The organism is Streptomyces sp. NPDC111802, from assembly GCF_055634335.1.
Genome location: NZ_JBVKCZ010000041.1, coordinates 45,880 through 63,445 on the forward strand (window position 1 = coordinate 45,880; position 17,566 = coordinate 63,445).

Sequence of the window (17,566 nt, forward strand, 5' to 3'; positions counted from 1 at the left end):
GCATCCTGTCCCGGACGGTTCCCTTCCGCCTAGATCGCGGTGTGGCGCCGGTCTCGGGCCGTCAGCCGCCGAAGAGCTGGGTCCAGTAGGTGCCCGCCGGGCCGCCGCCCGCGAAGCCGATGCCTATGTGGGTGAAGTCATGCTTGAGGATGTTGGCGCGATGGCCGGGACTGTTCATCCAGCCCTCCACGACCTCGGCGGGGGAGCGCTGGCCGCACGCGATGTTCTCGCCGATCGTGCGCATTCGGGAGCCCGCGGCGGCCGCCCGGTCCCAAGGTTGGCTCCCCTCGGGCGAGGTGTGGGAGTAGAAGGCGCGGGTCGCCATGTCGGTGCTGTAGGCCCCCGCGGCGGTGGAGAGCGCGGAGTCGACGGCCAGGGCGCGCAGCCCGGCCCGGGCCCGCTCCCGGTTGGTCAGGTCGACGACCTCGGCCGCGGTGCGGGACAGGTCACCGGGTGTGAGCGGCCTCGCCCACAGCGCCGTCCAGTACGTGTCGCCCGACCGGCCGCCCGTGACGTACGCCAGGGCGGCGTGGGTGAAGGCAGGGTCGTGCAGGGTGCGGCGGGGGCGTTCGGTGCGCAGGCAGTACGAGACGAACTCGCTCGGGGTGCGGGGACCGGACACCAGCTGCTCGCCGACGGTGACGTACGTGTACCCGGCGGCGGTGATGCGCTGGTACACGGAGACGCCGTCGGGACCCTCGACACCGAGCTGTCCCGCCGAGGCCATGGCGGCGGCGTGGGCCCGCGCGGCGGAGGCGAGCCGGGTGTCGAGGCTGACGGGCGGCGAACCGGCGCCCGCGCGGGCGGAGTTGACGAGGCCCAGGAAGCCGTCGGGGTCGGAGGTGGGGGCGTGCGGGACGCTGAAATCGGACAGCGTGTGCATCACTGGTCGCGCGGTGGGCGCGGCGGCTGGGGCAGGGGCCCGCTGGGCCGGCGTCGGCGTGGCCTCCTCGACCACGTCCACCCCGAAGTCGCGGGCCAGCCCCGCCAGTCCGTCCGCGTACCCCTGTCCCAGGGCCCGCAACTTCCAGCCGCCGCCCCGCCGGTAGAGCTCCGCGAGCAGCAGCAACGTCTCCTGTCGTGGACGCGGCGGGGCGAACCGGGCGACCGGCCGACCGCCGGAGTCGGTGACGTGCAGCGAGGGGGCGGGCAGCCGGCCCAGCGGGGTGCCGGGGTCGGCCGGGCTGACGACCACCGTGACCCGGGTCGCCCCGGGGCGCAGGCGTGGCGGGTCGACGGTCAGTGTGTCGCCGTGGAGCCGGGCGCCCGGCGCGGACGGCTGGTTGTAGAAGACGAAGTCGGCGTCGCCCCGGACCTTGCCGCTGTCGTCGGTGATGAGCGCCGACACATCGAAGGGGCCGGGCACCCGGACGGTCACGCTGCCGCCCGGGAGGGGCAGATTGCCCCCGGGAACCAACTCGCTCATCGCGCCGTCCTGGTGGGTGCTTCGAGATCCGGTGGGGATGTCCGGAAAACGCACACCGGATCTCGAGGGTTCCCGCCCGGCGTGAGCCCTCAGAGCTCGTCAGGATCCAGCAGGTTCCCTGGCGCGACGTCCTCGTGCCGTTCGACGGGCGTGGCGGGCGGCCCCGACTTCTTCGCCCGCTTGCCGCAGAACGCCGACTCCAGTGTGCTCAGCATCGTGTTGTGCACCGCGCCGTTGTTGGAGGCGTTGGCCAGCGCGGCGAGGCTGCGCCTGCCGTCCTTGGACGCGAACGCGTAGGAGTAGTAGCCCTGTACGGCGCCCGTGTGGCCGTAGACGGAGATCCCGCACGACAGATCACGCCGCCTGAGCCCGAGCCCGTACGCCTGTGTGCTGCCCGCCGGCACCCACCGCTGCATCTGGGCCAGCTGCGCGCGGGAGGTCAGCCGGCCGCCGAGCAGCGCCGACAGGAAGGTGTTGAGGTCCCGTGTGCTGGAGATGACCGCGCCCGCGCTCTGCGCCCAGGACACCGTCTGCTCGGTGGCGTCGACCAGTTTCGCGCCGGCGGTGTCCGGGGTGAGATAGCCGCGGGCGTGCCGGCCGGGGATCTTCGTGCCGGGGTGCACATAGAACGTGTCGCGCAGGTTCAGCGGCTCGATGATCCGGTTGCGGTACTCCGTCCGCACGGAGTGCCCGGTCAGCTTCTCGATGAGCATGCCGGCGACGACGAAGTTGGTGTTGGAGTACGAGTATGCGCCCCCGGGCTTGGTGGTGCGCGGCTTGCTCAGGGAACGGTTCACCAACTGCCGGTAGGTGAAGACCTGCTTGCGGACCGCCTCGAAGCCGGGAACCGACCGCGCGAACATCTCGTTGGTGTAGTCGTGCAGGCCGCTGCGGTGGCTGAGCACATGGCGCACCGTGATGCGGTCGTCCGGCAGCAGCCCCGGCAGATAGCGGTTGACCGGGGCGTCGAGCTTCAGCTTGCGCTCATCGGCGAGTTGCAGCAGCACGACCGCCGAGAAGACCTTGGTGACGCTGCCGATGCGGAACCGGTCGGCGTTGCTGAGCGCCCGTCCGGTCCCGCGGTCGGCGACGCCCACGGCCGCCCAGTGGACCGTGTCGCGGTCGTCGAGGCGCGCCATCGCACCGGGCGCGCCCTGCCGTCTCGCCGTGCGCAGCACGTTCCACAGGCCCGTGACGTCCGGGGCGGCCGGCGCGCCCGCCGAGGCGGCGACCGTGACGGCGCCGGGCTCCTGGGGCGCGGCATGTGCGGGGACCGCCAGGAGCGACACAAAGGCCGCCGCCACCGCCGTACCTCTGACCACCGCTGTGGAAAGCATCCGGATTCCTCCTGCTTGGGTCGATGTGCTGCCGATACGAGAACGATCACCTTGGTGCGGGGCAACCTTCTCGCATCCCGTCACATCGCCACAGACGACGCACAGTTGGACAGAGGTCGATCACTGAGTGGGAGTCCTTCGGTGTTCGTTCAACTGATCCTGGTTCTTTTATTGACGGCGGAAATTAAGGGTCATAGGTTCCGCACATGTCCTCGATCCACCACGCCGAGTCGTTCCCGGCGCACACGCCGGCCGCCTCGCAGATCTTCACCACGGTCCTCAGCCATGGGCCCCTCACCCGCCTGGAGGCGGCCCGGCGGGCGGGACTGTCCCCGGCCGCCGTCACCAAGGCGGTACGGCCCCTCATCGAGGCCGGCTACCTGGTGGAGGACGTGGACGAGTCCGCCCGCCCCACGCTCGGCCGGCCCGCCAACCCGGTGCGGGTCGACGGGGGACGGGCGCTGTTCATCGGCGTCAAGGTGACCGGCGACGAGATCATCGGCGTGCTCACCGACCTGTGCTGCCGCATCCGCGTCGCCCGGCACACCCCGCTCCCCGACCGGGAACCCAAGGACGTGCTGGCCTCGATCGCCGAGCTGGCGGGCGAACTGCTCGCGGAAGCCGGCCACTTGGGGATCCCGGTGCTCGGCCTCGGCATCGCCGTCTCCGGAGACGTGGACCGCGGCGCGGGCGTCGTCCGCTACTCGCCGTTCCTGGAGTGGCGGGACATCCCCCTCGCCGAACTCGCCGCCGCGACCACCGGACTGCCGGTCACCGTCGACAACGACGTCCGGGCCCTCACCGTCGCCGAGCAGTGGTTCGGCGCCGGTGTCGGGCTGTCCGACTTCGCCGTGGTGACCGTCGGCGCCGGCATCGGCTGCGGCCTCGTGGTGCACGGCCGGGTGGTCGCCGGAGCCCACGGCGTGGCGGGCGAGATCGGCCATGTGACCGTCGACCCGGCCGGCCCGCCCTGCCACTGCGGCAACCGCGGCTGCGTGGAGGCCATCGCGGGGGACGCGGCGATCCTGCGGCGGATCCGCGAGACCACGGGCCTCGAAGTAGCCGACACCGCCGAGGCCGTGGCGCTGGCCCACCAGGGGATCGCCGGGGCACGCGAGGCCTACGCCCGCGCGGGCGAGGCGATCGGCCGCGGCATCGCCACCGTGGCCAACCTGCTCGGGCCCGAGCGGGTGATCATCTCCGGCGAGGGCCTCGCCGCCCACGACCTGTTCGCCGAGCAGATCCGCGACGCGTTCACCGCGGCCGCGTTCGGCTCCGCCGACCGGTGCGACGTACAGACCCGCCCGCTGCCCTTCGAGGAGTGGGCGCGCGGGGCCGCCGCCACCGCGATCCAGTCCTTCATCAGAGCCGACGACCAGCGCCAGAGCCGCTGAACCAACCCAGGGAGGCACGACCCATGCGGTCATCCTCGTACTCCGTCATGCCCGCACGCGCCCTGAGAGCCATGGTGGTCCTGGCGCTCACCGCCAGTGTCACCGCCGCCGTACCCGCCGCCCGAGCCGGAACCCCCGCGCCTGCGACCACCACCGTGGCCGCCAAGCCCTACATGGGCTGGACGAGCTGGACCATGCAGTCGTCGAAGTACCCGGGCCTCAACCCCAAGGGCGACTACAGCTATCTGTCCGAGGCGAACGTCACCAAGCAGACCGACGCCATGGCCGCCAAGCTGAAGAAGTACGGCTACGAGTACGTCAACATAGACGCCGGCTGGTGGATGGACTGGTCCTGGAAGTCCCAGTTCGACGAGTACGGCCGGCAGAAGGCCGACCCGGCGCGCTTCCCGAGCGGCATGAAGGCCGTCGCCGACCGCATCCACTCCAAGGGCCTCAAGGCCGGCATCTACCTCCCGGTCGGCCTGGAGAAGGGGGCGTACAACGACGGCGAGAACCCGATCTGGAACGCCGAGGGCTGCACCACCGGCGACATCGTCCACGACGACCTGCGCACCACCAACGGCTGGGACAGCGCCTACAAGATCGACTTCTCGGAGCCCTGCGCACAGAAGTACATCGACTCCCAGGCGCAGATGTTCGCCGACTGGGGCTACGACTTCCTGAAGCTCGACGGCGTGGGCCCCGGCTCGTTCAAGAGCGGCGACCACTACAACAACGTCGCCGATGTCGCCGCCTGGCAGAAGGCCATCAAGACCGCCGGCCGCCCGATCCACCTGGAGCTGTCCTGGTCCCTCGACTACGGGCACGTCGAGGACTGGAAGAAGTACTCCAACGGCTGGCGCATCGACACCGACGTCGAGTGCTACTGCAACACCCTGGTCAGCTGGGAGAACTCGGTCGACGACCGCTGGGACGACACCCCGGCCTGGACCGACCACGCCGGCCCCGGCGGCTGGAACGACCTCGACTCCCTCAACGTCGGCAACGGCGAGATGGACGGCCTCACCAGGGCCGAGCGGCAGAGCTACGCCACCCTGTGGGCCATCGCCAAGTCCCCGCTGTTCACCGGCGACGACCTCACCAAGCTCGACTCCTACGGCCTCTCGCTGCTGACCAACCGTGAGGTCATCGCCATCAACCAGAGCAGCGCCCCGCCCGCCGAGCCCGTCACCGCATCCGACCCGCAGCAGGTCTGGGCCGCGAAGAACCCCGACGGCACCTACACGGTGGCGCTGTTCAACCTCTCCGACGCCCCCGCCTCGGTGACCGCGAACTGGTCGCCCCTCGGCTTCAAGGGCAAGGCCTCGGTGGGCGACGTGTGGAACAAGGAGAGCCTCGGCACCTACACCGACAGGATCACCCAGGCTCTCCCCGCGCACGGCTCCCGGCTCTTCACCGTCACCCCGCGCGGCACCGACCTCGCGTGGACCGGGTACGAGGCCGAAGCGGGCACGCTGAGCGGCAACGCCTCCGCGGTGGACTGCTCCGTCTGCTCCGACGGCCACAAGGTCGGCAACCTCTACATAGGCGGCAAGGTCACCGTCGACGACGTCGTGGTGGCCAAGGCAGGCACCTACCAGGTCAAGGTCGCCTACGTCAGCGGTGACTCCCGCTCGGCCCTCGTCTCGGCCAACGGAGGCGGCGCCACCGCGCACAGGTTCGCGTCCACCGGTGACTGGGGGACCGTCAACAGCGTCTACGTGCCGGTGAGGCTCAGGGCCGGGGCCAACACCATCACGTTCGACAGCGGCACCGGCTACGCGCCGGACATCGACCGGATCGACGTACAGAAGTCTCTCTGACCTCCCACCGTCTTCGGGGCTCGGCCGCCCGCCGGGCCCCGCCCAGCCGCCCCCGGAGCCGCACATGGACACCAGCACGAACGAGCCGAGCAGAAGATCCGTCCTCTCCCTCGCCACCACTGCCGGCCTCACCGCCGCCCTCGGCACCCTGCCCGCCTTCACCGCCTCCGCCGCGCCCGCCCGCCCCGCCGAAGTCCCGCTGCCCGCCGACTCCGCCCGCCACCGGCTGTGGTGGCAGGCCCCCGGCGACGAGGGCTCGCTGATCGAACAGGGCCTGCCCCTCGGCAACGGCCGCATCGGAGCCCTCGCGAGCAACGACCCCGGCCGCGAACTGCTGCTGATCACCGACGCCACCATGTGGACCGGCGGCCTCAACGACACCCTCGACCAGGACGGCCAGTTCCCCTACGGGCGCTCCGACTTCGGCTCGTTCACACTGCTCGCCAAGCTCACCGTCGACCTCCCCGACCACGACCTCGGCGCCGTCAGCGGCTACCGCCGCACCCTCGACCTCGCCCAGGGCCTGGTCACCAGTTCCTACGTCCGCTCCGGCGTCACCTACCGGCGCGAGATGTACGCCAGCCACCCCGACGACGTCATCGTCCTGCACTTCACCCAGAGCGGCGGCGGCCACTACACCGGCACCATCACCCTCACCGGCACCCACGGTGAGAACCCCACCGCCGCCGAGTCCTTCGGCGCGACCCTCCCCAACGGCCTGCGCTACGGCGCCGCCGTCAGCGCCAGGTGCAGCGGCGGCAAGGTCACCGTCAACGGCACCCGCATCGACTTCTCCGGCTGCCGGAGCCTCACCGTGGTGGTCAGTGCCGGCACCGACTACGCGCCCGACGCCGAGGCCGGCTTCCGCAACCCCTCCCTCGACCCCGAGCGACTGGCCCGTACGAAGGTCCGCGCCGCCGCCGCGGAACCGGCCGACGCCCTGCGACGCAGCCACGTCGCCGACTACCGCGCCCTGTACGGACGGCTCGACCTCTCCCTCGGCACATCCACCGACGCACAGCGCGAACTGGACACCTGGGAGCGCCTGCACGCCCGTACCCGGGATCCCGAACCCGACCCCGAGCTGGAGGCGGCCTACCTGCAGTTCGGCCGCTACCTGATGATCTGCGCTCACGCGACAGCCTGCCCCTGGGCCTCCAGGGCCTGTGGCTGGGTGGCAACGACCCGGACTGGATGGGCGACTACCACACCGACATCAACATCCAGATGAACTACTGGATGGCCGACCGCACGGGCCTGTCCCCCTGCTTCGACGCCTTCACGGACTACTGCCTCGCCCAGCTCCCGTCCTGGACCGACCTCACCCGCCGCCTGTTCAGCGACCCGCGCAACCGCTACCGCAACTCCAGCGGCAAGAGGGCCGGCTGGGCCGTCGCCTTCTCCACCAACCCCTACGGTGGAAGCGGCTGGTGGTGGCATCCGGCGGGCAACGCCTGGCTGTGCACCACCCTGTGGGAGCACTACGAGTACACCGGGTCACGCGAGTACCTGAGGAAGATCTACCCGCTCCTCAAGGGCGCTTGCGAGTTCTGGGAGGCGCGGCTGCTCACCATCACCCTCCCCGGCACCTCGAAGGAGGTGCTCGTGGACGACAGCGACTGGTCCCCGGAGCACGGCCCGCAGGACGCCAAGGGCATCACCTATGCTCAGGAAGTCGTGTGGACACTGTTCGGGAACTACTGCACCGCGGCCGCCGAGCTCCGGCGGGACACCGACTACGCGGATACGATCGCCTCACTGCGCAGAAAGCTGTACCTGCCGCTAGTCAGCCCCACCACCGGCTGGCTGGAGGAGTGGATGTCGCCCGACAACCTAGGTGAGACCACGCACCGCCACCTGTCGCCGCTGATCAACCTGTTCCCCGGCGACCGTATCCGCCCCGACGGCTCCACCCCGGCCGGCCTCGTCGCCGGCGCCACCGCCCTGCTCACCGCGCGCGGTATGGAGAGCTTCGGCTGGGCCAATGCCTGGCGCAGCCTGTGCTGGGCCCGCCTGAAGGACGCCGACAAGGCCTACCAGCTCGTCGTCAACAACCTCCGCCCCTCGACCGACGGCAGCAACGGCACGGCGTTCAACCTCTTCGACATCTACGAGGTGGAGCGCGGCCGGGGCATCTTCCAGATCGACGCCAACTTCGGAACACCGGCCGCGATGGTGGAGATGCTGCTGTACTCCCGGCCGGGACACCTCGAACTCCTCCCCGCCCTCCCCGATGCCTGGGCCGGCTCCGGCTTCGTCAAGGGCGTCCGCGCGCGAGGCGGCTTCGAGGTCGACCTGCGCTGGCGCGACGGAAAACCGACCGAGGCCAGGATCCACAGCGTCGGCGGCCGCACCACTACGGTCGCGTACGGTGACGTGTCCCGCACGGTCACCCTCGCGCCCGGCGCCTCCGTCACCCTGAAGGACTTCACCCGGTGAGGGCCGCGCTTCCGCTGGCCGCCGTCCTGCTGACGGTCGCCGCCTGCCAGTCCGCGCCCGCCGAGGCGACCGCCGACCCCAGCGGCGTCGTCACCTGGGCGGCCAGTGCCGATCGGATGAGCGAGGGAGCCGCCGGCCGCAGCTACCGGCTCGTCGTGCACACCAGCGTCGGCGGCACCGGCGTCCGGGTCCGGCTCTCCAACGCCTTCGGCGACCGGCCGATCACCTTCGACAGCGTCTACGCGGGCGTCCAGAAGCAGGGCGCCGAGCTGCGGCCGGGCAGCAACCGGCGGCTGGCCTTCGGCGGTGAACGCTCGGTCACCGTGCCGGCGGGCGAGACGGTGTGGAGCGACCCGCTGCCCGGCCGGCTGCCCCCGGCGACCAACCTCGTCGTCAGCCTGCACAGCCCCGACGCGGGCGGCCCGGTGAGCGGCCACTGGATGGCCATGCAGACGTCGTGACGTCGTACGCCACCCAGGGCGACCACACCGCCGAGGACAGCGGGGACGCCTGGACGATCCCGACCGGCTCCTGGTTCTACCTCGACGCCGTCTCCGTGCACGCCCCCGCGCGCACCGGAGCGGTCGTCGCCCTCGGCGACTCCATCACCGACGGCTGGCAGTCCACCACCGACCTCAACCGCCGCTGGCCCGACTACCTGGCCCGCCGACTGCAGAAGACGGACACGGCGGTGAAGGGCGTGGCCAACGAGGGGATCTCGGGCAACAAGGTTCTCGCGGACGGCCCCGGCCAGAGCGCCCCGAACCGGCTGGACCGGGATGTGCTGTCCCAGCCGGGCGTGCGGACCGTGTTCCTCTTCCAGGGCGTGAACGACATCAAGGCCCATACGGGTGTCACGGCCGAGGACCTGATCGAGGGCTACCGCGAGATCGTCGACCGGGCGCACGCGGCCGGCAAGTGCGTCGTCGGCGCGACCGTGGGCCCGTTCAAGGGCTGGCACGAATGGGACCCGGCCGCCGAGGCCGTGCGCCAGGAGGTCAACAGCTTCATCCGCAGCGGCGGCGAGTTCGACGCCGTCACCGACTTCGACCGCGTCCTGCGCAGCCCCTACGACCAGGCGAGGATGCTTCCCGCCCTCGACGGCGGCGACCACATACATCCCAACGACAAGGGCATGCAGGCGATGGCCGACGCCGTCGACCTGACCGCCCTCGACTGCGACGCCGGCGGGTGACAGGCGTCAGCCCACGGTCTCCTCGCGGGTGATCAGTCCCTCCCGATAGGCGATGGCCACCGCCTCCGTACGGCTCGCCGCGCCCAGTTTGGCGAGGATGTTGGAGACATGGACGCTCGCCGTCTTGCCGGTGATGTACAGCTCCTCGCCGATCTGCCGGTTGCTGCGGCCGAGGGCGAGCAGACGCAGTACGTCCTGCTCGCGGGCCGTGAGCGGGGAGGAGCGGTCGGCCGTGGTCTCCGCGAGGCGACCGCGGCGGACCAGGGTGTCCACTCGCTCCAGCAGCGGCGTCGCACCGAGCCGGGCCGCCGTCTCCCGGGCGGCCCGCGCCGCGGAGGCCGCCGCCTCGCGGTCGTCCGCCGTCAACAGGGCCTCGGCGTGGCGCAGCCGGCACCGGGCCAGCTCGTAGTCGTCGCCGTAGTCGAACGCGGCCACCGTCTTCGCCCACGCGCCGACGTCCGGCCCGGTGACCGCCCGCGCCCACTCCGCCTCCGCGCGTGCCAGCCACGCCATGCCTTCCGGGCCCTGCGGTGGGCCGTCCCCGCCTCGTACGGCCGTCGTCCGTGCCAGCTCGACCAGTTCGGCCGCCGTGTCCGCCCAAAGGCCCGCCCCGGCCTGGTCGCCGGTCAGGCGCAGCTCGGCGGCCCGGTCGGCGACCGCGGACAGCGCGAGGGCGGCGAGCCGTACCGTGGCGTCGGGTAGCGTCCCCGCGTCGTCGGTGAGGGCCGCGACGGTGGACCGCATCCGTTCCACGGCCGTCTCCGCGTCACCGCGCAGCGCCGCGGCGTCGGTGAGCGCGATGCCCGCGACGAGCGTGCCCATCCAGTCGAACGGCCCCCGCAGCAGCGCACCGGCCCGCTCGGCGGCCTCGAAGTCACCGCGCGCGAGCGCGACATACAGCGCCGGACCGGCCGTGTAACCGCCCGCCGCGGGCAGCACCTCGACGTCGGCCGCCGCGGCCCTCAGGCACTCGTCCCAGCGCCCCAGCGTGTACAGCACGAGCAGCCGCAGATACCGCATCTCCAGCGGATACGGCGAGGACAGCAGCCCCGCACGCCGGGCGCGGTCCAGCCCCTCCGTCAGCCAGGGCAGACACCCCTCCAGGTCGCCGGACTCGAAACAGCCGACGGCGAGGTTGAACAGGGCGCGCATCTCGACCGGCGCGTTTCCCGAGCGCCGCGCCAACTCCCGGGCCTCACGCAGCCGTTCACGTCCCTCCGGGGTGCGCCGGCCGCCGCCCTCCAGCCCGGCCAGCGAGATGAGCAGGTCGGCTCGGGCGTCCGTCACCTGGAGTCGCTCGGCGGTGCGCAGGGCCTCGCGGGCGACCCGCAGCGCCGTCTCGTTCTCCCCGACCTCGCGTGCGGCGAGGACATGCGTGGCCGCCGCCCACACCCACGTCCGTGACGCAGGCTCAGCCGGGATCAGGGACAGCGCCTCGCTGCTGTAGGCGAAGGCCGCCGTCAGACTGTCCACGTCGAGCAGATTGCCGGCGAGCGTGTAGCGGACCCGGGCGGCGAGTTCGTTGTCCGTGTCCTGGCCCACGCCCGCGAGCGCGGAGCGGGTGAGGGAGACCGCCCGGTGCGACTCGCCGGCGTGGGCTGCCGCCGCCGACGCGCGCAGCGTGAGCGTCACACGGTCGTTGCCCTCGCCCGAGGGCCGCGCCGTCGGCTCCACCGCCGACCACAGGTCCAGGGCCGCCTCCAGATGCCGTAGCTCCTCGGCCGGCGCCCCGACCCGGTGCGCGTGGGCGGCGGCCTCCAGCGAGGCGGCCAGGGCCTCGGCCAGGTCATGGCTCTCGCGGTAGTGGTGTGCCCGCTCGGCAGCCGTCTCGTCGGGACGGCCCCGCCCGGCGAGCAGGCGGGCGAACGTGCCGTGCAGCCGGGCCCGTTCACCGGGCAGCAGATCGGCGTACACGGCCTCACGCGCGAGGGCGTGCCGGAAGGCGTAGGTGTCGCCGTCGCCCGGCACGAGCAGCTGCCGCCCGACGGCCTCGCGCAGAGCCGACTCCAGCTCCTCCTGCGGGATGCCCACGGCATCCCGCAGCAGGTCGTGCTCGACGCGACGCCCCGCGACCGCGGCCGTGCGCAGTGCCTGCTGGGCGGTGTCGGACAGCTGCTCGAACCGGATGAGGAGGACGTCGGCCAGCCCGCTGGGCACCCCGCCGGCCTCCGTGTCGGTGGCCGCGACCAGTTCCTCGGCGTAGAACGCGTTGCCCTCGGCCCGCTCGACGATCCGCCGGACCGTGAGGTCCGCCAGCGGCCGTTCCTGTACGGCACGCACCAGCTCCGCCACCTCGGCATCGGCCATGGGCCGCAGCTCCAGCCGCTCGACGGCGGGCAGTCGCACCAGCTCGGCGAGCAGCGGCCGCAGCGGATGACGCCGGTGCAGATCGTCCGCGCGGTACGACGCGAACACGGCGAGCCGATGCGCGGGCGCCCCACTCGCCGTCCGCTGCAGGATCCCCCGGCTCAGCAGGAACCGCAGCAGGTCCCGCGACGACTGGTCGGCCCAGTGCAGATCCTCCAGGACGAGCAGCACCGGCGCGATGTCCGCCAGATCGGCCAGCAGCCCGGCGATGCCCTCGAACAACCGCAGCCGGTCGCTCACGGCGTCCGTCCCGCCGCCCAGCAGCCGGCCCACGACGGGATGCGCGTCCAGGACAGCCGCGAACCGCTCGTCCCCGGCGAGCACACCCAGGACCTCGGTGAACGGCAGATACGGCAGTCCGACATCCCCGAGATCGACACAGTGCCCGGTCAGCACGATCATCCCGTCCGCGCCGGCCCGCCCCGCGACCTCGCCCAGCACCCGGGTCTTGCCGACCCCGGCATCCCCGGCTATGAGGACGGCCCGGGCGTCACCGCCCCGGGCACGCTCCAGCACCGCGGAGAGCCGGGCGAACTCGCTGTCCCGCCCGATGAGCGGCGTACTGAAGGAGGCTTGCGACACGAAAACATCCTGCCACTCAGCACGGACAGTGAGTCCGCCGACCAGCGAGGAACGACCCGCAGTCGCCGTCGAACCGCACGTCACGAGGTCCTAGGCACGCAAGGTCTTCGCCCAGTCCGCCGGAACCCGACCCGCCGGCCCCGGCGTCGGTTGGTCCGCCGGATGACTCGCCGGAGGCGCCAGCTCGGGCCCGGAATCGAACAGTTCGTTCGTGTCGTAGTTCCAGTACCAGGCCTCACCGGGCTCGTAGCTCTGCACCAGAGGGTGCCCGGTGTCCCGGAAATGCGCGGTCGCGTGCTTCGCGGGTGAGCTGTCGCAACAGCCGACGTGCCCGCACTGCGCACACCGACGCAGGTGGAACCACCACCCACCGGCCTCGTCGCACTCCGTACACCCGCTGCCGCTCGGCGGCACGCTCGGATCGATACCGTTGACGTCGGTCATGAGGCCTCCTCGGAGGTGAGCGGGAGCAGCACCTGGAAACGTGTGTCGCCCGGCTCGGACTCCACCTGGATGGTGCCGTGGTGTTTGTTGGTCACGATCCGCCAGGAGATGTCGAGGCCCAGCCCGGTGCCCTCGCCCACGGGCTTGGTCGTGAAGAAGGGATCGAAGATCCGCCCCCGGTTCTCCGCCGGGATCCCGACCCCCGTGTCACGGAACTCCACCAGCAGCCGGTCGTGATCCCGCGCCGTCCGCACGGTCAACGTCCCTTCGCCGCCCGCGCTGTTGATCGCCGAGACCGCGTTGTCGATCAGGTTCGTCCACACCTGGTTGAGCTCCGCCGGGTAGGCCGGGATCTTCGGCAGCGTACGGTCGTAGTCCTTGACGACGTCGATCCGCTGGCCGATCTTGCCCGCCAGCATCAGCAGGGTGCTGTCGAGGAGTTCGTGGACGTCGGCGTTCTGGAACGGCGCGCGGTCGAGCTGGGAGTACTGCTTGGCCGCGTCGACGAGATGCGAGATGCGGGTGGTGGAGTCGTTGATCTCGTCCATCAACAGCTCGGTCTCGACGGTGTAGTTGAGCCAGCCGATCGCGCTCGGCAGGATCTCCGCGTCCACCGCCGCCGCGACCTGGTCCAGCCAGTCCTCGTCGATACCGGCCTGGACGAAGGTGGGCGCGATCCGCCAGCCGTCCTGGATGTCGTGGTCGTCGAGCCAGTCGGTGACCACGTCCTCCCGGTCGGCGGCCTCCAGCGGACTGAGCGTGGGTGCCTTGGCGACCCGCTCGGCGGTGCGTTCCTGGAGGTCGATGAGGTTCGCCATCACCTCGGGTGAGTACGACCCCTGCGCGATGATCGCCAGCTTGTGCCGCATCTTGCCGACCCGCTCGCGCAGCGTCGCGGTCGCCCGTACGGCCGCCGCGGCGGGGTTGTTGAGCTCGTGCGTGAGCCCGGCGGACAACGAGCCCAGCGCCAGCAGCCGTTCGCGTTGCCCGACCGCCTGCTGAGTGCTCTTGACACCGAAGAAGAGGCCCTCCAGCAGATGCACCGCCATCGGGAACCACTCCTGCATGATGTCCGCGAAGGTGTCGGCGGGCAGCACGAAGAACCGCGTCGGCTCGGTGACGCGCATGGAGTTGTTGTAGACCTGCGGCACCCGGTCACCCAGGTACGCCTGCATGGACCCGGCGTACACCCCGCGCTGGGAGGTCCGGGTCACCTCCACGTCATCCCCGCCGACCCGGCGGGACAGCACGACGGTGCCCTCGATCATCACGTAGAAGCAGGTGGCCGGATCGCCCTCGGTGTACACGGGGCCGGGCTCGAACCTCTCCACTCGCCCCTCGCCGCACAGGCGGCCGAGCTGCTCGGGGGTCAACTTCTCGAACAGGAACAGCGACCCGATCTCCGAGGGCTCGCACGGGATCAACTGCTCGCTCATGACTGCTCCAGATAGCGGTGGACGAGCATCACGGCCATGGCTCCCTCTCCGACGGCGGACGCGACACGCTTGGCGGACTCGGCACGGGCGTCGCCCGCCACGAACACACCGGGCACATTGGTCTCCAGGTGGTACGGCGGCCGGTCCAGCTCCCAGTCGGCCGGCGGTCGCCCGTCGGCGGCGAGGTCGGGCCCCGCCAGGATGAATCCACGCTCGTCCCGCAGCACCGTGTCGTCCAGCCAGTCGGTCAGCGGGGCCGCGCCGATGAAGACGAACACCCACTGGGCGTCGACGAGTTCGGTCCGTCCGCTGTCCACGTCACGCAGCGTCAGCTGCTCCAGGTGGCCGGAGCCGTGCGCGGACTCCACGACCGTCCGGGGCCGCACCGAGATGTTCGGCGCCTCCTCGATCTGCTGCACCAGGTAGTGCGACATGGACGTCGACAGCGACGCCCCGCGCACCAGCAGCGTCACCGACTTGGCGCCCCGCGAGAGATACATCGCCGCCTGCCCGGCGGAGTTGGCGCCGCCGACGATGTACACGTCCTGGCCCTGGCAGGCGGGCGCCTCCGTCAGCGCCGACCCGTAGTACACCCCGCAGCCGGTCAGGTCCGCGCAGCCCGGTGCCTGCAACTGGCGGTAGGACACGCCGGTCGCAAGGATCACACTGTGCGCGCCGACCGCCGACCCGTCCGAGAACCGTATGATCCGGGCCGCGCCGCACACCTCCAGTCCCGTCACCTCGCGCGCGGTGAGGATCTCGGCGCCGAACTTCGTCGCCTGGCGCCGGGCCCGGTCGGTGAGCTGGGCGCCCGAGACACCGTCCGGGAAGCCGAGGTAGTTCTCGATCCGGGAGCTCTGCCCGGCCTGTCCGCCGGTCGCCGACCGCTCCACCAGCACCGTCCGCAGCCCCTCCGACGCCCCGTACACGGCCGCGCCGAGCCCGGCGGGTCCGCCGCCGATGACGACCAGGTCGTAGAAGTCGGCTGTCGGTGTCGTGGCCAGCCCGACCCTGGCGGCCAGCTCGGGTGCCTCCGGTGCCACTAGGGGCGTCCCGTCGGGGGTGACCACCAGCGGCAGCCGCTGCCCGTCGTGCCCGGCGGCGGCCAGCAGCCGCTGTCCCTCCGGCTCCTCGGCGGAGTACCAGCGGTAGGGCACCTGGTTGCGGGCCAGGAACTCCCGCACCTCCGAAGAGCGCGCCGACCAGCGGTGCCCGACCACCTTGGTGCTGGGCACCGGTCGGTAGTCGCTGCGCCGCCACGCCTCCAGCAGGTCGTCCAGGACCGGGTAGAGCTTCTCCTCCGGCGGGTCCCACGGCTTGAGCAGGTAGTGGTCGAGGTCCACGACGTTGATCGCGTCGATCGCCGCGCTCGTGTCCGCGTACGCGGTCAGCAGGACCCGCCGCGCACCCGGGTACACGTCCAGGGCCTGTTCCAGGAACTCGATGCCGTTCATCTGCGGCATGCGGTAGTCGGCCAGGATCACCGCGACGAGATCGCCGCGCAGCTTCAGCTCGCGCAGCGCATCCAGCGCGGACTCGCCGGACTCCGCGCGCACGATCCGGTGCGACTCGCCGTAGCGCCGCCGCAGATCGCGGGCGACCGCCCGGGACACTCCCGGGTCGTCGTCCACGGTCATGATGACGGTCCGCGCTGCCTCGGCGGCCTGTGTCATACGTCTCCCACCCCGGGCGTCACTTCTCGACGCGGCGGCGAGCGTCCTCAGGGCGCGGTTCGCCGAGCCGACTCTCGGCCATCGTATGTTCGATCCGGCCGCTTCGCTCAGGTACGCGGGCGGCGGTCGGCGCCCGGCCGCGAAGCTCTCAGTGGTGCCGCGCGGCGAGCACGCAGAACTCGTTGCCCTCCGGGTCCACGAGGACCACCCACGGCTGTTCGCCCTGGCCGACGTCCGCGTGGCGCGCGCCGAGCGCGAGGAGGCGGTTCACCTCGGCCTCCTGGTCGTCGGGACGGAAGTCGAGGTGGAGGCGGTTCTTGATGGTCTTTCCCTCCGGGACGGGCCCGAAGATCAGTCCGGGGACACGGTCCCTCTCTGGCCGGATCTCGTACTCGTCGGCCGAGTCGTTCAGCACGACCCAGCCGAGTGCCTCGGCCCACCAACGGCCCAGGGCCACGGGGTCGGCCGCGTCCACGTTCACCTGCTCCCACTCCAATGCCATGGCCGCAGCGTAGTGAAGACTGGGTGCCACGGACGTGACCGCGACACGAGGAGGCAGCCGGAATGACGCGCCCGATCACGGCAGGGGTGGACGGAACGGAGGAGAGCCTCGCCGGGCTGTCCTGGGCCGCCCGCGAAGCCGTCCGCCGAGGGCTCGCCCTGCGGGTGGTGCACGCCTGGCAGTTCCAGCCGCACGACGCGATCGAAGCGGGGGACGAGCACACCCAGAGCCAGTGGGTGCGCGACGGGCTGGCCGAGGCGGCCCGTACCGTCACCGAGCGGCATCCGGGCCTGGACGTGACCACCGAAGTCGTCGAGGGCACGCCCGCCGAGGCGCTCGTCGCCGCCGCGGGTGAGGCCGAGATGCTGGTGCTGGGCTCGCGCGGCCACGGCCGGGTCGTCGGATTCCTGCTGGGCTCCGTAGGACAGCAGGTGATCGCCGAGGCCACGCGGCCGGTCGTGCGGGTACGGGCCGGGGACGAGCCGTCCGGCGAGGCCGCCGGGCGCGAGATCGTCGTCGGCCAGCAGGGCGACCCCGACGACAGCGCCGCCGTGCTGCGGTTCGCCTTCGAGACGGCAGCGGCACGCGGCGCGACCGTGCGCGCTGTACGGGCCTGGACCCTGCCGCCGCTGTTCGCCTACAGCCCGGGCTCCCTGAAGCTGCTCGACGAGGCCGGGGGACTGGAGCCGTACGAGAAGAAGGCCCTGGGCGAGGCGCTGCGGCCGTGGCGGGAGCGGTTCCCAGAGGTCCCTGTCGTCGAGCATGTGGAGATGGGCAGCGGCGGGCAGGTGCTGCTGTCGGTCGCGGGGCGGGCCCAGCTGATGGTCGTCGGGCGCCGGGCCCACCGTACGGCGGTGGGTGCCCGGATCGGCTCGGTGGCGCACGGCATGCTGCACCATGCGGACTGCCCGGTGGCCGTGGTGCCGCACGACTGAGTCAGGCGGACTT

The 17,566-nt window shown here is 71.8% G+C and carries 10 protein-coding genes and 2 pseudogenes; 5 read left to right on the top strand and 7 right to left on the bottom strand.

What is annotated here, in order from left to right; translation table 11 throughout:
• Positions 1-61: 61 nt before the first annotated feature.
• A complete protein-coding gene (locus ACZ7NC_RS34865) occupies positions 62-1,426 on the bottom strand; it encodes a CAP domain-containing protein (protein ID WP_471494300.1) in 1,365 nt (454 codons plus the stop codon).
• A gap of 89 nt (positions 1,427-1,515) precedes the next feature.
• Entirely contained in the window at positions 1,516-2,763 is a 1,248-nt protein-coding gene (locus ACZ7NC_RS34870) for a serine hydrolase domain-containing protein (protein WP_471494302.1), read from the bottom strand.
• A 206-nt stretch (positions 2,764-2,969) separates the two neighbouring features.
• On the opposite strand from ACZ7NC_RS34870, the gene ACZ7NC_RS34875 reads away from it, so the two are divergent.
• From ACZ7NC_RS34875 to ACZ7NC_RS34890, 4 genes and pseudogenes are all read left to right on the top strand, one after another.
• The gene (locus ACZ7NC_RS34875; protein WP_471494304.1) at positions 2,970-4,157 is read left to right on the top strand and encodes an ROK family transcriptional regulator; all 1,188 of its coding nucleotides are present in this window, start codon (positions 2,970-2,972) and stop codon (positions 4,155-4,157) included.
• 23 nt (positions 4,158-4,180) lie between these two features.
• Positions 4,181-5,980 (top strand): alpha-galactosidase D, encoded by a 1,800-nt coding sequence (locus tag ACZ7NC_RS34880; RefSeq protein ID WP_471494306.1) that lies wholly within the window; start codon positions 4,181-4,183, stop codon positions 5,978-5,980.
• Positions 5,981-6,044: 64 nt separating this feature from the next.
• Positions 6,045-8,419: pseudogene (locus ACZ7NC_RS34885) on the top strand (glycosyl hydrolase family 95 catalytic domain-containing protein).
• A gap of 14 nt (positions 8,420-8,433) precedes the next feature.
• A pseudogene (locus ACZ7NC_RS34890) lies at positions 8,434-9,614 on the top strand (SGNH/GDSL hydrolase family protein).
• Between the two features lie 6 nt (positions 9,615-9,620).
• Here the strand turns inward: ACZ7NC_RS34890 and ACZ7NC_RS34895 are convergent.
• The 5 genes from ACZ7NC_RS34895 to ACZ7NC_RS34915 all read right to left on the bottom strand — a co-directional run bounded on the left by ACZ7NC_RS34895 (position 9,621) and on the right by ACZ7NC_RS34915 (position 16,618).
• Positions 9,621-12,563 carry an ATP-binding protein gene (locus tag ACZ7NC_RS34895; protein WP_471494308.1) on the bottom strand — a complete coding sequence of 981 codons (2,943 nt, stop codon included), beginning with the start codon at positions 12,561-12,563 and terminating at the stop codon, positions 9,621-9,623.
• 90 nt (positions 12,564-12,653) lie between these two features.
• Positions 12,654-13,007 carry a UBP-type zinc finger domain-containing protein gene (locus ACZ7NC_RS34900; protein WP_471494310.1) on the bottom strand — a complete coding sequence of 118 codons (354 nt, stop codon included), beginning with the start codon at positions 13,005-13,007 and terminating at the stop codon, positions 12,654-12,656.
• Positions 13,004-14,443, bottom strand: coding sequence for an ATP-binding protein (locus tag ACZ7NC_RS34905; protein WP_471494312.1), 1,440 nt, complete (start codon positions 14,441-14,443; stop codon positions 13,004-13,006). Before ACZ7NC_RS34905 ends, ACZ7NC_RS34900 begins: the two co-directional genes overlap by 4 nt.
• Complete coding sequence (locus ACZ7NC_RS34910; RefSeq protein ID WP_471494314.1) at positions 14,440-16,116, bottom strand: NAD(P)/FAD-dependent oxidoreductase; 1,677 nt, start codon at positions 16,114-16,116, stop codon at positions 14,440-14,442. Before ACZ7NC_RS34910 ends, ACZ7NC_RS34905 begins: the two co-directional genes overlap by 4 nt.
• A 148-nt stretch (positions 16,117-16,264) precedes the next feature.
• Positions 16,265-16,618: a VOC family protein gene (locus ACZ7NC_RS34915; RefSeq protein WP_471494316.1), complete on the bottom strand. Its 354-nt coding sequence runs from the start codon at positions 16,616-16,618 to the stop codon at positions 16,265-16,267.
• Positions 16,619-16,680: 62 nt separating this feature from the next.
• Here ACZ7NC_RS34915 and ACZ7NC_RS34920 point away from each other — a divergent pair, with 62 nt between their 5' ends.
• The gene (locus ACZ7NC_RS34920; protein WP_471494318.1) at positions 16,681-17,553 is read left to right on the top strand and encodes a universal stress protein; all 873 of its coding nucleotides are present in this window, start codon (positions 16,681-16,683) and stop codon (positions 17,551-17,553) included.
• Positions 17,554-17,566: the final 13 nt, after the last annotated feature.

Bases quoted from the DNA above. Each gene is read 5' to 3' on its own strand.
- ACZ7NC_RS34875 (WP_471494304.1), top strand. From the start codon at position 2,970: ATGTCCTCGATCCACCACGCCGAGTCGTTCCCGGCGCACACGCCGGCC.
- ACZ7NC_RS34905 (WP_471494312.1), bottom strand. From the start codon at position 14,443: ATGAGCGAGCAGTTGATCCCGTGCGAGCCCTCGGAGATCGGGTCGCTG.
- ACZ7NC_RS34870 (WP_471494302.1), bottom strand. From the start codon at position 2,763: ATGCTTTCCACAGCGGTGGTCAGAGGTACGGCGGTGGCGGCGGCCTTT.
- ACZ7NC_RS34880 (WP_471494306.1), top strand. From the start codon at position 4,181: ATGCGGTCATCCTCGTACTCCGTCATGCCCGCACGCGCCCTGAGAGCC.
- ACZ7NC_RS34910 (WP_471494314.1), bottom strand. From the start codon at position 16,116: ATGACACAGGCCGCCGAGGCAGCGCGGACCGTCATCATGACCGTGGAC.
- ACZ7NC_RS34920 (WP_471494318.1), top strand. From the start codon at position 16,681: ATGACGCGCCCGATCACGGCAGGGGTGGACGGAACGGAGGAGAGCCTC.
- ACZ7NC_RS34915 (WP_471494316.1), bottom strand. From the start codon at position 16,618: ATGGCATTGGAGTGGGAGCAGGTGAACGTGGACGCGGCCGACCCCGTG.
- ACZ7NC_RS34865 (WP_471494300.1), bottom strand. From the start codon at position 1,426: ATGAGCGAGTTGGTTCCCGGGGGCAATCTGCCCCTCCCGGGCGGCAGC.
- ACZ7NC_RS34900 (WP_471494310.1), bottom strand. From the start codon at position 13,007: ATGACCGACGTCAACGGTATCGATCCGAGCGTGCCGCCGAGCGGCAGC.